Origin of the sequence: Lactococcus cremoris subsp. cremoris NBRC 100676 (assembly GCF_001591705.1) — a bacterium.
Classification (GTDB): Bacteria; Bacillota; Bacilli; order Lactobacillales; family Streptococcaceae; genus Lactococcus; species Lactococcus cremoris.
In genome coordinates, this window is the sequence record NZ_BCVK01000064.1 from 1 (window position 1) to 13,692 (window position 13,692).

The 13,692-nt window shown below is 33.6% G+C and carries 15 protein-coding genes and 4 pseudogenes; 13 read left to right on the top strand and 6 right to left on the bottom strand.

The window, feature by feature from the left end; genetic code table 11:
- Positions 1 to 43: 43 nt before the first annotated feature.
- Both yidA and LLA01S_RS10380 read left to right on the top strand, forming a co-directional pair.
- Positions 44 to 859, top strand: coding sequence for a sugar-phosphatase (gene yidA / locus LLA01S_RS10375; RefSeq protein WP_061778283.1), 816 nt, complete (start codon positions 44 to 46; stop codon positions 857 to 859).
- Between the two features lie 121 nt (positions 860 to 980).
- Positions 981 to 1,346 carry an iron-sulfur cluster biosynthesis family protein gene (locus LLA01S_RS10380; protein WP_021166316.1) on the top strand — a complete coding sequence of 122 codons (366 nt, stop codon included), beginning with the start codon at positions 981 to 983 and terminating at the stop codon, positions 1,344 to 1,346.
- Between the two features lie 39 nt (positions 1,347 to 1,385).
- Here LLA01S_RS10380 and LLA01S_RS10385 read toward each other — a convergent pair.
- The 3 genes and pseudogenes from LLA01S_RS10385 to LLA01S_RS10395 form a co-directional block, all read right to left on the bottom strand.
- Positions 1,386 to 1,700: pseudogene (locus tag LLA01S_RS10385) on the bottom strand (Nif3-like dinuclear metal center hexameric protein); the annotation flags it as partial.
- A gap of 328 nt (positions 1,701 to 2,028) precedes the next feature.
- Positions 2,029 to 2,229 carry a cold-shock protein gene (locus tag LLA01S_RS10390; protein WP_012898583.1) on the bottom strand — a complete coding sequence of 67 codons (201 nt, stop codon included), beginning with the start codon at positions 2,227 to 2,229 and terminating at the stop codon, positions 2,029 to 2,031.
- 224 nt (positions 2,230 to 2,453) lie between these two features.
- A complete protein-coding gene (locus LLA01S_RS10395) occupies positions 2,454 to 3,134 on the bottom strand; it encodes an IS6 family transposase (RefSeq protein WP_061778280.1) in 681 nt (226 codons plus the stop codon).
- Between the two features lie 535 nt (positions 3,135 to 3,669).
- Here LLA01S_RS10395 and LLA01S_RS10400 point away from each other — a divergent pair.
- The 7 genes from LLA01S_RS10400 (at position 3,670) to LLA01S_RS10425 (ending at position 8,840) form a co-directional block, all read left to right on the top strand.
- Positions 3,670 to 4,707, top strand: coding sequence for a protein NO VEIN domain-containing protein (locus LLA01S_RS10400; protein ID WP_061778281.1), 1,038 nt, complete (start codon positions 3,670 to 3,672; stop codon positions 4,705 to 4,707).
- Between the two features lie 80 nt (positions 4,708 to 4,787).
- Positions 4,788 to 5,039, top strand: coding sequence for a hypothetical protein (locus LLA01S_RS10405; RefSeq protein WP_011669063.1), 252 nt, complete (start codon positions 4,788 to 4,790; stop codon positions 5,037 to 5,039).
- Between the two features lie 128 nt (positions 5,040 to 5,167).
- Complete coding sequence (locus LLA01S_RS10410; protein WP_014572407.1) at positions 5,168 to 5,362, top strand: hypothetical protein; 195 nt, start codon at positions 5,168 to 5,170, stop codon at positions 5,360 to 5,362.
- Positions 5,363 to 5,462: 100 nt separating this feature from the next.
- Positions 5,463 to 6,044, top strand: coding sequence for an anthranilate synthase component II (locus LLA01S_RS10415; protein ID WP_011669046.1), 582 nt, complete (start codon positions 5,463 to 5,465; stop codon positions 6,042 to 6,044).
- Between the two features lie 4 nt (positions 6,045 to 6,048).
- On the top strand, positions 6,049 to 7,974 hold the full coding sequence (gene pabB / locus LLA01S_RS10420; protein WP_011669047.1) for an aminodeoxychorismate synthase component I: 1,926 nt from the start codon (positions 6,049 to 6,051) through the stop codon (positions 7,972 to 7,974).
- 152 nt (positions 7,975 to 8,126) lie between these two features.
- The gene (locus tag LLA01S_RS13665) at positions 8,127 to 8,330 is read left to right on the top strand and encodes a hypothetical protein (protein WP_371400295.1); all 204 of its coding nucleotides are present in this window, start codon (positions 8,127 to 8,129) and stop codon (positions 8,328 to 8,330) included.
- Positions 8,331 to 8,429: 99 nt separating this feature from the next.
- Positions 8,430 to 8,840, top strand: a complete 411-nt coding sequence (locus tag LLA01S_RS10425; protein WP_014570902.1) for a GNAT family N-acetyltransferase — start codon at positions 8,430 to 8,432, stop codon at positions 8,838 to 8,840.
- Positions 8,841 to 9,315: 475 nt separating this feature from the next.
- On the opposite strand, the gene LLA01S_RS10430 is transcribed toward LLA01S_RS10425, so the two are convergent.
- The 3 genes and pseudogenes from LLA01S_RS10430 to LLA01S_RS10435 form a co-directional block, all read right to left on the bottom strand.
- Entirely contained in the window at positions 9,316 to 9,618 is a 303-nt protein-coding gene (locus LLA01S_RS10430) for a hypothetical protein (RefSeq protein WP_011834671.1), read from the bottom strand.
- Positions 9,615 to 9,791 carry a lactococcin family bacteriocin gene (locus LLA01S_RS12240; protein ID WP_021213339.1) on the bottom strand — a complete coding sequence of 59 codons (177 nt, stop codon included), beginning with the start codon at positions 9,789 to 9,791 and terminating at the stop codon, positions 9,615 to 9,617. The genes LLA01S_RS10430 and LLA01S_RS12240 overlap by 4 nt, the downstream gene beginning before the upstream one ends.
- A gap of 136 nt (positions 9,792 to 9,927) precedes the next feature.
- Positions 9,928 to 10,179: pseudogene (locus LLA01S_RS10435) on the bottom strand (Rep family protein); the annotation flags it as partial.
- 75 nt (positions 10,180 to 10,254) lie between these two features.
- Between LLA01S_RS10435 and LLA01S_RS10440 the strand changes: the two are divergent.
- The 4 genes and pseudogenes from LLA01S_RS10440 (at position 10,255) to LLA01S_RS10450 (ending at position 12,870) form a co-directional block, all read left to right on the top strand.
- Positions 10,255 to 10,942 (top strand): annotated as a pseudogene (locus LLA01S_RS10440) (IS6 family transposase).
- A gap of 55 nt (positions 10,943 to 10,997) precedes the next feature.
- A pseudogene (locus tag LLA01S_RS12245) lies at positions 10,998 to 11,135 on the top strand (DUF898 family protein); the annotation flags it as partial.
- Between the two features lie 277 nt (positions 11,136 to 11,412).
- Positions 11,413 to 12,462 (top strand): TIGR00341 family protein, encoded by a 1,050-nt coding sequence (locus LLA01S_RS10445; RefSeq protein ID WP_061778282.1) that lies wholly within the window; start codon positions 11,413 to 11,415, stop codon positions 12,460 to 12,462.
- Positions 12,463 to 12,639: 177 nt separating this feature from the next.
- Positions 12,640 to 12,870 carry a hypothetical protein gene (locus LLA01S_RS10450; RefSeq protein WP_412176141.1) on the top strand — a complete coding sequence of 77 codons (231 nt, stop codon included), beginning with the start codon at positions 12,640 to 12,642 and terminating at the stop codon, positions 12,868 to 12,870.
- Positions 12,871 to 13,692: the final 822 nt, after the last annotated feature.

Genomic DNA, 13,692 nt, shown 5'->3' on the forward strand with positions numbered 1-13,692 from the left:
AATTCGGGTTAATAAATTGAAAGAAATAGAAAGAGAAATTCTTATGATTAAACTTGTTGCTATTGACCTTGACGGAACTTTACTTGACCCTAATCGCCAAATTACAGCCGAAGTAAAAACGGCTGTTAAAAAAGCTAAAGCGGCTGGCGTTAAAATTGTCATTACAACTGGCCGACCTTTACCTGGTGTTGTTGATATTCTAAAAGCACTTGAATTAACTGACCAAAGTGATTATGTTATTACTTATAATGGTGGGTTGGTTCAGCAAGCAACTGGGGAAGAATTTATCAAAGAAACTTTGAGTTCTGAAGATTGGCTTGACTTAGATGCTGCTGCTCGTAAAATTGGATTACCGATTCATGCAATTACTCGTGAGGGAATCTATACTCCGAATCACGATGTCGGAAGATATACTGTGCAAGAAGCCCAAATGGTTAAAATGCCACTTTATATTCGCCAACCCGAAGATATTGCTGCTTTAGAAATTGCTAAAGTAATGATGGTTGATGAGCCTGCGGCTCTTGATGACGGAATTGCATACCTTCCCTTTGAATTCTTTGAACGATATAATGTAGTGAAATCAACACCGTTTTATTTAGAATTCATGAATAAAAAAGCAAGTAAAGGGTCAGCAGTTCAACATTTGGCTGAGAAACTTTCTTTTGACTTGGATGAAGTAATGGCTATTGGAGATGAAGAAAACGACCGCTCAATGCTTGAAGTTGCAGGTTGCCCTGTAGTAATGGAAAACGGAAAATCGAAATTGAAAAAAATTGCTAAATATGTAACTAAATCAAATGCTAAATCAGGCGTTGCTTATGCGATTAATGAATGGGTTTTAAAAGATTACCAAGATTAATTAAAAATTTATGAGCATTATTGTTCCCTACTGAACTTTTTAGCGTTATAATATAAGTATAAAAAGATAACAAATAGATGAATTTACAAGTCATCTCTTGATATATAGTGAAGGTAATAAGATGAAAATTACATTTGATGAAAAAACAGCTGATAAAATTAAAGCATTTGGTGATGTTGATTTAGTTTTTGATTTTGACCATACTTTGAGTGAAGTCAATACTGAAGTTGACGCTTGTGCAGGTGGAATTTCTCGCTATCGTATTGTTGCCGTGGAAAAAGGAAACGTTCCTGAAGTCTTTGATGCAAGTATTGATTCTGAATTTGGACCAATTTATTATAAAGGCTATGGTTCTTACTTCTTCCAAGATGAAATGTATACCAAAATCAATCCTTCATATAATTTGATTGAATTGCATAGTACAGCTGAATTGCTCAGCCCTAACCTTTTAATCGTTGACTTCCGTGGTAAACAAAAAGCTAGCTAATTAGTTCCAACCAAAAAAGACCCTCCAAGAGGGTCTTTTTTATATGTCATAAAATGGATTCGTCTTTTCTTGGCTTTCATAAATCTTGACACCCAAATCAAAAGAACGAAGCTTGTCAGCAACTAATCCAATAAAAGCATGCTCAATATAGTGACCAGGGTCTATTCCTAATAAACCAGCTGAAAGCATATCATGACCAACATGATAATAAATATCTCCCGTTATGTAAATATCTGCCTTTTTTTCCAAAGCTTTAGGCCATAATTTTCCACCTGAACCACTACAAATTGCAGTTCTTTCAATTTTTTGAGTCAAATTATGGTCATAAGTGATAAGACGTAATCTATCTAAGCCAAGATATTCTATCGGGTATCAAGTCATGGCTAAATAATCAACTAGCAATTCGGGTATGTTTTAAATATTAACTTCTTAATCTATGAACATGCACCAAAAACTGCTTATCATTATGTGCTGTGATAGGTGGTTTTTTATATAAATCTTTTAAATATTAATTTTAATTAATAAACATTAAAAAAACCACTCTATATTAAAGTGCCCCTAATTTATGAATGGGAAGTGTGAGTTTCCTCTTGCTGGCTAAGTATATCATACTCTCTCATAATTGCAACTGAATATAAAAAAACTGAAGTCATGACTCCAGTTTTTTTATATTCAGTTGCAATTATGCTTTTGTGATATTAACTGCTTGAGGTCCACGTTGACCTTCTTCAACATCAAATTCAACTTTTTGACCTTCGTCAAGTGATTTGAATCCATCAGATTGGATTGATGAGAAGTGAGCGAACAAATCTTGACCATCTTCAGAGGTAATAAAACCAAATCCTTTAGTAGCGTTAAACCATTTTACTGTTCCATTTGCCATAATATATTTATTTCCTTTCGACAAAATTGTAAATCTTATTTTGCGAAAAGTGAATCTATAAAACATTTTACTCATGACAAAATCTACTTCTTCATAATAACACTAATCATGCTCAATGTCAAACTACTCTCTGATTAATAAAATCCATATCGTAGTGACATGGATTTTATGGTTCTGTTGCAAAGTTTAAAAATCAAATACAAGGTTTATAATCCTTCTTGTTCTTAAGCTAATATTCCCATTAAGACCTTAATCTCAGTAGATACCGAAAATCCGAAGAGCGTTCCATTTCTTCGGTTCTTTTTGTATATTCCTCGAATTGTTTCCATGCCCTTAATCGTGGTTGAGGCAGTTCGTAGACTTCGATAAAATTTATTGCGTCGTTTGATTGGTCGATGGTCTTGCTCAATGAGGTTATTGAGATACTTCACGGTTCGATGCTCTGTCTTAGTATATAAACCGTTACTCTGTAACTTTCTAAAGGCGGAGCCAAGAGAAGGTGCTTTATCGGTCACAATTGCTTTCGGCTCACCAAACTGTTTATGGAGTCGTTTTAAGAACGCATAAGCAGCTTGAGTATCCCGTTTCTTGCGTAGCCAGATGTCTAAAGTCAATCCATCCGCATCAATTGCACGATAAAGATAATGCCCACGTCCCTTAATTTTGATATAGGTTTCGTCCATTTTCCATGAATAGAAGGATTGTCTATTTTTCTTCTTCCAAAGATAATAGAGGACTTTGCTGTACTCTTGCACCCAACGATAAATCGTAGTATGACAAACATTTATTCCACGATCATATAACAATTCCTGAACTTCACGATAGCTTAGATTGTAACGCAGGTAGTAACCAACAGCGACAATAATCACATCTTTTTGAAATTGTTTACCTTTAAAATAGTTCATTGATATACCCTCGCTGTCATTTTTATTCATTTTACACTAAAATAGACTTATCAGAAAACTTTGCAACAGAACCCATTTATTAAACCATTCAAGTGAAGCCATGACCTTAACGTATCTTGGATTAGATCAAGCTAGTCGAGAAACGATGTTAGACCAAATTGATTTTGGGTAATGAATGTTTAGAACTTAGTAGTCGTCCAAAAACGACTACTTTTTTTGTTGAATCGTCCAAGGACGATTCAACGCTTTTGACTTGTAAGAACAGGATTGAATGAAGCCATACTGTTCGCATATTTTTAGTGGATGAACAAACAAAATACGAGATATTTTTTGAAATCCTCGTCGTAACGTTTAAAACCTGACATAAAAGTCCTTTCATTTTTGTGTCTTAATAGACAGATTATAACACACAATTTTCTGTCCACTTTTATAGTATAGCTCCATCCGAACGTTTACTTAAAACTTAGAACGTGATATTATTGATTCAACCGGAACGGAAATTTGTTCTGATTGAATTATAGAAAGAGGTATCAATATGGTTACTTACACAGATCTTTTACCAAAACCAACAGAAAACCAGCAAGCATTTATCTTGGACCATGGGAAAACAGAAGATGATGGTCAGCTGAAATACGCTGATGATGCTAAAAGTTACGGTTGGAACATGCGCCAATATGGTAAATTGAAAGCCGGTGCGGTTGTTTTGAATCGTCATCCGGGGAAAATTACTAAAGACCGTAAGTGGGAAATTTATGGGGGAGGATACGTCGAAAGTGTATCTGACGAAGATGAAAATGGAAATGTTACGGCAGTAATTACACACGCATTTACAATCGAACCGCCAATCAAGCAAGGCGATTCATTCATTGAAAACTTTGATTGGAATACACCTAACAAGAAGAAGCGTAAAAAGCCAAATTCATGGGCTTACTTCTGGGATCAATACGGGATGAATGAGATTTCCTATACTGATTTTGTGGGGCTAATTGAGAATCGGCATCTCAGTCCAATCGATGACACACACTCATTACCCGTTGAAAAAGATTTGACAAATGCTGAAGTTGAAGAAATTGAAGAAGCAAGTTCAAAAGGATTTACTGTTCTTGTAGATGAGGTGGGACCAAATCATCCGAATGGGACTCAGAAACGTAAATTCACAGGACGTCATACTGATTGGGAACGTGTCAACAAAGCAAAACAAAAAACGGGTGCTCTAGGCGAAGAAATCGTACTTGATTTTCTCATTCAGAAAGCAGAAAAGAACAAAACAAAACTTCCTGAACATGTTTCTAAAACTGAAGGAGATGGTCATGGCTATGATATTCGTGCATTTGACCAATCAGGTAATGAAATCCATATTGAAGTGAAAGCTTCAAAAACAAACTTCTCTGATGGATTTGAAATGAGTGCTAATGAGGTTGCATCCTCTTTGGAAGATACACCATATAAAATTTACTTTGTTCACGACCTTGATGTGACGTCAAAAGTTTGCAAAATCAAAATTTATGATGGCCCATTTACTGAAGAAAACTTCATGATGGTTCCAACGAACTACAAAATTTTCAAAAAGTAATTTGACGTCTATATAATTCAAAACAGCCTCACAATTTTCTTGTGGGGCCGTTTTTTTATGTCTAATTTTCTTTAAGGTAAGTGTTCTGGACTAATGTCAAATATTTAGATGCTCATATTTTAAAACAGAATGAGCAATTAAAATACGAAAATCCAACTGAAGAGAATAAACTCAAAATTAAAGCTCTTCAACTTGAGAGAAAAGATTTACAAGCTCAATATCGAAAAGTCATCAAGAAAATGAAAACTTATGATGCAGGGCAGGAAATTGTTCAAGAAAAACTTAAAGAAAAAGAAATCAATAAAGAAAAGACTCAGGATATTCCATCATAGTCTTACGGAGAAAAAAACATGAAATTTATCGATGTCAATCAACAAACTTCGCAACAGAACCTTTAAATTTTTTATGGATAAAAAATTCAAAGAGTCAGAATGATTAATAAAGGTCTGGGAGAAATTAAATGATTTATACAATTGGCTATTACATTGCTGTTATAGGATTAGTCATTATGATGTTCGGTTTTAAAAGTTTTTATTCACAAATGAATAAATGGAGTCGTTTTGGCTTTATCTTTTTAGCTTTAGGCCTTGCATTTCCAATAGTTTATGATTTTATTGTTGGATTCATAAATGGTTTATTAAAAAATGTAAATTAATTAATTTATGAAGAAATATTCGCTTTATAGATTTGAAATTAGACTGATTAAAATACTTAACTTAATAAATATTTTAGTATAATTAAAGAAGGAGGCTGAAATGAAATTGCTTTTAATTGATAATTATGATTCATTTACTTATCTATTGGTACAGTATTTCGAGGAATTAGATTGTAGTGTAACAGTGGTTAATGACCAAGATAAAATGAGTCAGAAAATTAGAATTTCTCCGGATTTTATTTGTGAAAATTATGATGCGATTACCATTTCTCCAGGTCCAAAAACACCAAAAGAAGCCGTTTTTAGTAGGGATGTAGTTCAACTATATGCTGGAAAAATTCCTATGTTAGGAATTTGCTTGGGTCAGCAAGTCATTGCTGAATGTTTTGGGGGAAATGTTGTTCTTGGTGAGAGGCCAATGCATGGAAAAATTTCTGTCATTCGTCATAATTGTCAAGGGATTTTTAAAGGACTTCCACAAAATTTGAAAGTTGCACGTTATCATTCGTTGATTGTCGATAAACTACCTAATGATTTTGAAATTGATGCGCAAAGTGAGGATGGTGTTATTCAGGCGATTCATCAGCCAAAATTAAAATTGTGGGCTTTACAATTTCACCCAGAAAGTTTAGTTACTGAATATGGTCATGAAATGTTAAATAATTTTTTGAAAGTGGTGTAGTCTTTTGAAGGAATTTATAATAAAAAATACGGATATTTGGAAAATTTTCCTAAAATATTATCGGTCAGATGAAGAAATTGTTTTTTTACATAGTAGTCAAGCGACCGAAAATGAGCATTATAGTATTTTAGCTCATAAACCTTATAAAAAGGTTTCAAAATATAAGGGTCAAGTGTTTTTTAATGGTGAAAAAAAGAAGTTCAATTTTTTAGATGCGGTAGATTTGCTGAAGAATGAGAAAGTTGAACGGCCTAAAAATTGGCCTTTTTATCCAGAATTATTGGGTTTTGTAAGTTATGAGCAAGATCCTGCTTGTTTTGCAGCTTATGATGAAGTTTTACTTTTTGACCATAGAACAAAACGGTTACGGGTCGTGCAATTTGAACAAACTGATGGCCAATATTGGCTGACTGAATCGGAAGAAATTGAAGTGGATTCAGAGATTGAGTTTGATGGTCAGAATGGCATAGGGGCTGTTTTTATTGACCAAACAAGGCAAGAATATATTGCTTCAATAAAAAGATTACAAGATTATATGAAGGCTGGCGATATTTATGTTGCCAATTTGACGCAACAATTTGAAATTTGGTCCGATCAAAAACCTATTGATGTTTTTAAGAAAACAAGGAATCAAATTCCTGCTCCGTTCTCATCATTTTTACAATATCCTGAATGGAAAATGACGCAAATTTCAAGTTCTGTGGAGCGCTTTGTTTCTATTCATGATGGAGCATTAATTTCAAAACCAATTAAAGGAACAATTGCCAGAGGAGAAGATGTTGTAACTGATAGATTACAAAAGGAAATACTTTCCAACAGTATTAAAGAACGGACTGAGTTACTGATGGTGACGGATTTATTGCGTAATGATATTGCCCGAATTAGCCAACCTTTTTCTTTGTCAGTCCCTAAATTTGCAGAAATTGAAACTTTTTCTCATGTTCATCAACTGGTGACTTCAATAAAAAGTAGAATTAAAGAAGATTTGACTTTTTCCGAATTTATGACGGCTTTATTCCCGGGAGGTTCAATCACAGGTACACCTAAGAAACGGGCAATGGAAATTATTAAGGAAGTTGAAAAACAACCTAGAGGAATTTATACAGGGATGCAAGGTTGGTTGAGTCGAGAAATGGATTTGGATATGAACATCGTGATTCGGACATTAGTTCATGATGGTGAACATTATCAGCTTGGTGTAGGCGGTGGAATTACGTTCGAGAGCGAAGCAGAAGCAGAGTTTTCAGAGATTTTACTAAAAGCAAAACCCTTTTTAGATATTTTAGGCCTGAAAGATGTTCCAAGTATTTTATTTACGACAGGTCTTGTCAAAAATGGTGAATTGTTAAATTTAGAGGGTCATGTCAATCGCTTGAAAAAACAATACCATCATCCAGACTTGGAAGAAAAATTGAGAAAATTTGCTCAAAATGTTACTGACGGAGTTTTACGTGTCAGTACTGACGGAGATTCTTTGAACCCTGAGATTCGTCAACTGACGCATTCAAATGAGTCCTATCGAGTTAAACTGTCGTCAATTAATGACAAGCCTAGTCCTTTGTCTAACTTTAAACTTTCAGGGCCAGATTTTCAAAAGGTCTTTCGTCAGGAAGTCTTAGACGTGAAAAAAGAAGGGTTTCAAGATATTCTATTTCATACAGATGGTTTGGTCAGTGAATTATCAATCGGAAATTTTGTGGCAAAAAAGGGGAATCAGTACGAAACGCCGGCCAAATATGCCCTAAAAGGAACTTTTTTAGATTTATTTGCGAAAAATCATACGCTAATATATAAAGATATTGCGATTTCTGATTTGAAAAATTATGATTGTTTTTATATGACAAATGCTGTCAGAGGATTAGTTGAAATTAAAATTGACGGAATTTCCGGTTCTGTTGCAAAGTTTTCCAAAAAATCTATTTTAGTGTAAAATTGAGAAAAAAGACAGAGAGGACAGAGTAATGAATCATTTTAAAGGCAAACAATCCTGAAAAGTATCAGTATGATAAAAGTGAAGTTGTTGCTCATAATGGTTTTAGATATCGCCAATATTTAACAGACGTTGGTGTAGATACAGATGTTATTCTGCAAGAAATAGTACAATGGATTCGTGAATCTAATTGTTATGAATATGGCGACTTGGTTGATTATGCTGTATCTGAAAAGTTTGATGAATGGTTTCCTACTGTTAGAAGTCAGACGATCTTTTTAACTGCTTATTTACGTTCTAATCGGCATAAGCCTTTTAAAAAAATAGACAGAGAAACTGGAGAAATATTGGAATGATGGATAGAGAAAAATTTGCATTTTGAAAGGTTTCATAAGACAGTTGATAAATTATAGAGTGACTATTCAGTATAAAATTTGAATAGGGAGTTAATAAAAATGACAATAAATTTCAGTATAAGTAAAGATATCGATATTAAGCAATTAGAAGAATTATATAATGACGTTGGTTGGAGTGCGTATACTCAAGATTTGGAAGTATTAAAGCAAGCTATATTACAATCGTTAGATGTTATAACTGTTTGGAATGACGATAAATTAGTAGGGCTTATTAGGGCTATTGGAGACGGATTAACGATTGTGTATATACAAGATATACTTGTTTTGAATGCTTATCAGAATAAGGGTATTGCAAGTGAATTATTGCAAAGAATATTAAATAAATACAAAAATGTTCGTCAAAAAGTTCTTTTAACTGAAGAAGCTTCTGGTGTTAGATATTTTTATGAAAAGAATGGTTTCGAATCCTGTGATCAGGGATTGTTAGTTGCGTTTGCTAAAATGAACTAAATTGTGATCTTGAGAGTGGCTTAGCCACTCTTTTTTTGTTTTGGCTTTATTGAACGAAAAAAATTGATAAATTTTTGAGTGAATTATCGCCCATTTATTGGGCGGATTTTTTTGTGATTGGCACAAAAAAAGGTATTTTTTGACACGAAGTGTCAATTTTTGCGCTAGCAAAAACAAGCCTCGCAGAGCCCACACTTTACCATGTGAAGAAATGGAACGCTCTTCGGCTTTTCGGTGTTTACTGAAATCAAGGTATTAATGGGAATACCAGCCTAAGATACTTGGAGTTCAGAGAGGGCGCGTTTGATTTTCAAACTTCGCAACAGAACCATTAACATAAAGGTAAGGTCTGTCTGACGATTACTGCGGAAAGTTTTGGCAACTGCAGTTGCCAAAATTGGGCGTTTGCCCCAGACCCCAAGCAAACAAAAAAGACAGTTTCCTGTCTCTTTTGTTCTCTGCTTTTAGTAAATGACTATTTACTTTCAAAATTTGACCAACCATATGGAGAACCACCGGTTCCTGGGTTAATTTGCATTATTTTTCGTGCTTCTTCAAAAAAAACAAGCACATCATCTGAATGAACAAGGTACTGTAAACTAGAAATTAATTCACTGATTTGGGGATCAAAATTTCTACCCTTTTCAATATTGCTTTTTGCAATCAGAAAAAGCTTCTTTTCTTCGCTTGAAATATTATTGCTAGTTAAAATCCCATCAATAATTTTTAATAAATATTTTTGATTATCTTTTAAATTAGGGTAAATATATTTTGTCAATCTAATTCACCCCAATCCACCCATCCATTAGATAATTGTTTAGGATTCCCATCATTATGACCATTAAGCCAATGAAGAACATCATTCATACTTTGATTATTAGGATAACCACCCCCAACTATTTCTGAAAGTTCTTCATCAGATACAATTTGAAAATTTGTTTGAATTTCCATTTTCTAACTCCTTTGATATTGTTAATAATTTGATTATAATTCTTTAATTAAAAAAATAATTAACAATTGTTAATAAAAAAATTATCAAGAATAATTTCACTAATTTAGCTGTAAAAATAGAATCACTAAATTATATTTATAAAATTTCGCCTGTTTCCTCGTCGATTTTAGAACCATATTTACGCTCTTGATAAACAGCATCAAAATACAATCGGACTAATCCAGTATGTGAACGTAAAACAGAATTAATAACTTTCATACTTGGCAAGTTATGCTCTGAACCATGATTTCTAACAAACCTTCTTAATTCTCGCATATTAGCAATATCATAATCATCAATCATGTCACAAACATCATTCAGCATATCGTCTTTATCTTCAACATCTAGAGGGTTCTGTTGCAAAGTTTTCCAAAAAATCTATTTTAGTGTAAAATTGAGAAAAAAGACAGAGAGGACAGAGTAATGAATCATTTTAAAGGAAAACAATTCCAAAAAGACGTCATTATTGTCGCTGTTGGTTACTACCTGCGTTACAATCTAAGCTATCGTGAAGTTCAGGAATTGTTATATGATCGTGGAATAAATGTTTGTCATACAAAGATTTATCGTTGGGTGCAAGAGTACAGCAAAGTCCTCTATTATCTTTGGAAGAAGAAAAATAGACAATCCTTCTATTCATGGAAAATGGACGAAACCTATATCAAAATTAAGGGACGTGGGCATTATCTTTATCGTGCAATTGATGCGGACGGCTTAACCTTAGATATCTGGTTACGAAAGAAACGGGAGACGCAAGCAGCCTATGCTTTCTTAAAACGACTCCATAAACAGTTTGGTGAGCCGAAAGCAATTGTGACCGATAAAGCACCTTCTCTTGGCTCCGCCTTTAGAAAGTTACAGAGTGTGGGTTTATATACTAAGACAGAGCACAGAGCACCGAACTGTGAAGTATCTTAACAATTTAATAGAACAAGACCATCGACCTATTAAACGACGGAATAAATTTTATCAAAGTCTCCGTACAGCCTCTTCCACGATTAAGGGCATGGAGACCCTTCGAGGAATATATAAAAAGAACCGAAGAAATGGAACGCTCTTCGGATTTTCGGTGTCTACTGAAATCAAGGTATTAATGGGAATACCAGCCTAAGATATTTGGAGTTCAGAGAGAGCGCGTTTGATTTTCAAACTTCGCAACAGAACCCTTTGACGGGACTGGAGCACAACTGTTCGGTAACTGGATTAAGTGGTTTCTTCTAACCATCATCACGTTTGGAATCTATGGCTTCTGGTTGAACATAAAAATGGAGCAATGGATTGTTAAACATACTCATCATGTTTAAACATTAAAACGGTATCTTCTTTCAGAGGAGATATCGTTTTTTCTTCTTCGGAGAAGGAAACAAAAATTTCTTCTTTTCTCTATCATTTAAATTAATTGATTTCTTCAGAGAAAGACTGTAAAATTTTTGATATAATGTCAAGGATGGTCTGATAGATATTTAAAAGATAATGTTCAAAAGAATTACAGGTGAAAATTAAAAATATGTAAGATTGGACAGAAGTCTTTCTACGATCATCCATGCGGAAACAAATTATATGAAATAAAAGGAATAACCAATGACCGGAAACTGTTCAACACGTGAATCCCGAGAGAAATTATATGATGATCTTCATGTTCGATTAAGTGATACAGTGATTTTGATGTGTGCGATTTTTATTGCCTCTATAGGTCTAAATATGAATTCAACAGCTGTCATTATTGGAGCCATGCTGATTTCCCCTCTTATGACACCGATTGTTGGACTGGGATTCGGTTTAGCAATTTTTGATACGCGTTTAATCAAACAATCTCTAAAGGTTTTATTTACTCAAGTATTGGTCAGTTTGCTTGTATCGACTCTGTATTTCTGGATTTCTCCCTTATCTTATGCAAGTAGCGAGTTGATTGCACGAACCTCTCCAACCATTTGGGATGTTGTCATTGCTATTGCTGGTGGGATAGCAGGTGTCATTGGTTCAAGGAAAAAAGAAGCAAACAATATCGTGCCAGGAGTAGCCATCGCAACAGCTCTAATGCCACCTATCTGTACTGCGGGCTATGGTTTAGCTAATGGAAATGAACGATATTTATTTGGGGCTCTCTATCTTTTCTTGATCAACTGTGTCTTTATCATGCTAACCAATATCGTTGGAACAAGAATTTTGATGAGAAAATCTCCCTTAAGTTCATTTAAAGAGCTAAACATTAAAATGAGAATTGGGTTGATATACTTGATTGTATTATTGGTCCTTCCAGCCAGCTATTCAGCAGTCACTCTGACGATGGATCAAGCGCGAAAAGAAGGGATCAAACAGTTTGTAGGAAAAGAGTTCGCCAATCATACGGTCATTAATCAAGTCTACAAGTCAAGGAATAATGAATTGGTCTTGACGGTTGTTGGAGATCCGATTTCAGAAGAAGAATTAGAAACCATTCGCCAAGAACAAGCCTCTTACGGTATTCAATCTGTTCAATTGAAAGTCAATCAAGTCCATAATTCGACAAAATTAGATAGTGAGACGACCAAGGAATTTTACGAAAACATTGACAAGTATATCGATCAAAAACTCTCTGAAAAAGATTCACAAAACGATCTCGTAAAAGAAATTGAAGCAGACAAGGATTGAGGACGATGAACTGAATAGGTTTTTATGCCGTGTTTTTCTTGTTTGTTCTTCTTTCTTACCTATAAAAAATAAAATTGATATATCCTCGCTGTCATTTTTATTCATTTTACACTAAAATAGACTTATCAGAAAACTTTGCAACAGAACCATCCAAAGAAAGGCGGTGACGTGGTTGGGATGAATTCCATTAAATGGTTACTAAGCTTAATAGCTATCAATATAGTTGGATTAATATTAATAACGATTTATTCTGCTTATTATAGTTTTGGAACTATGCTGTTTGGTGTTCACACTGCAGGTGCAGTTAAAGACTTCTGGAATACTGAATATTTATTAGGAACTATATTTATTGTTTGTTTTAACTTACTTGCAATAATTACGGCAATAGTTAGATATTTCAAAAAATAATAGTTTTGAAAGGTTTTCATTTATCTAAAAGCATAATAGCACTAGTATTAGTGATTTTAAATTTAGTCTAAATAATAGCTACAACATATATTTTGTAGTGACCCCCAAAATATAGACTTTTCAAATCTATATATCGGAGGTCTTTTCTTATGTTAAACCTTCTTTTGAATTCAAGCTAAAAATTGTCCAAGGCTATATAAATGTACAGCTTGGACTATTATCAAATAATTAGACATAAAAAAGAAAAGCGTTAATAATTGTTTTTCTTTTTTTATATTATGTTCAGAAAATGGTCATTTTCTGAACACTCTTCTTTTGTTATAAAAACTCTCAAAATCATTTACATTTCTTGTTCATTAATCCGTAATTTATTCTATGTTCATTTATACATATCTTTTTAAGTTATGATACAATAAATTAGAACAAAGGAGAATAAAATGAATATCGGATATGCACGAGTTTCAACTGGACTTCAAATTGCGTTAAAACAAAAATCTATTTAAAACAAGGGAGTGTACTGAACTTATTGTTTATGAAAACGGTTGAATTAGAAAAGCGCCTTTCAAAAGGTGCTTTTTGTCTTTCTAGTTTGAAAAATATACTCTATTTTTTTATTCTTCGTAACTCATTATATATACTTACAATCAAGGCTATTACTAATAAGCATTCCCATATTTTACTAAAAATATCTTGCCCATAAAAAATACTGAATACAGAAATAATTAATAGAGGGAATTGCCATAATAGTGACTGTATCCTTACATTTTTTCTTTTCTGTATCGAAATGATTGTAGCAATTAATCCTAATATAAAACCCGAATT

What these genes read in the sequence shown, in the direction of transcription:
- LLA01S_RS10380 (WP_021166316.1), top strand. Translation starts at nt 981, where the DNA reads ATGAAAATTACATTTGATGAAAAAACAGCTGATAAAATTAAAGCATTT.
- LLA01S_RS10410 (WP_014572407.1), top strand. Translation starts at nt 5,168, where the DNA reads ATGATTTATACAATTGGCTATTACATTGCTGTTATAGGATTAGTCATT.
- LLA01S_RS10395 (WP_061778280.1), bottom strand. Translation starts at nt 3,134, where the DNA reads ATGAACTATTTTAAAGGTAAACAATTTCAAAAAGATGTGATTATTGTC.
- LLA01S_RS10415 (WP_011669046.1), top strand. Translation starts at nt 5,463, where the DNA reads ATGAAATTGCTTTTAATTGATAATTATGATTCATTTACTTATCTATTG.
- LLA01S_RS10450 (WP_412176141.1), top strand. Translation starts at nt 12,640, where the DNA reads ATGAATTCCATTAAATGGTTACTAAGCTTAATAGCTATCAATATAGTT.
- LLA01S_RS10390 (WP_012898583.1), bottom strand. Translation starts at nt 2,229, where the DNA reads ATGGCAAATGGAACAGTAAAATGGTTTAACGCTACTAAAGGATTTGGT.
- LLA01S_RS10400 (WP_061778281.1), top strand. Translation starts at nt 3,670, where the DNA reads ATGGTTACTTACACAGATCTTTTACCAAAACCAACAGAAAACCAGCAA.
- LLA01S_RS12240 (WP_021213339.1), bottom strand. Translation starts at nt 9,791, where the DNA reads ATGGAAATTCAAACAAATTTTCAAATTGTATCTGATGAAGAACTTTCA.
- LLA01S_RS10445 (WP_061778282.1), top strand. Translation starts at nt 11,413, where the DNA reads ATGACCGGAAACTGTTCAACACGTGAATCCCGAGAGAAATTATATGAT.
- LLA01S_RS10425 (WP_014570902.1), top strand. Translation starts at nt 8,430, where the DNA reads ATGACAATAAATTTCAGTATAAGTAAAGATATCGATATTAAGCAATTA.
- yidA (WP_061778283.1), top strand. Translation starts at nt 44, where the DNA reads ATGATTAAACTTGTTGCTATTGACCTTGACGGAACTTTACTTGACCCT.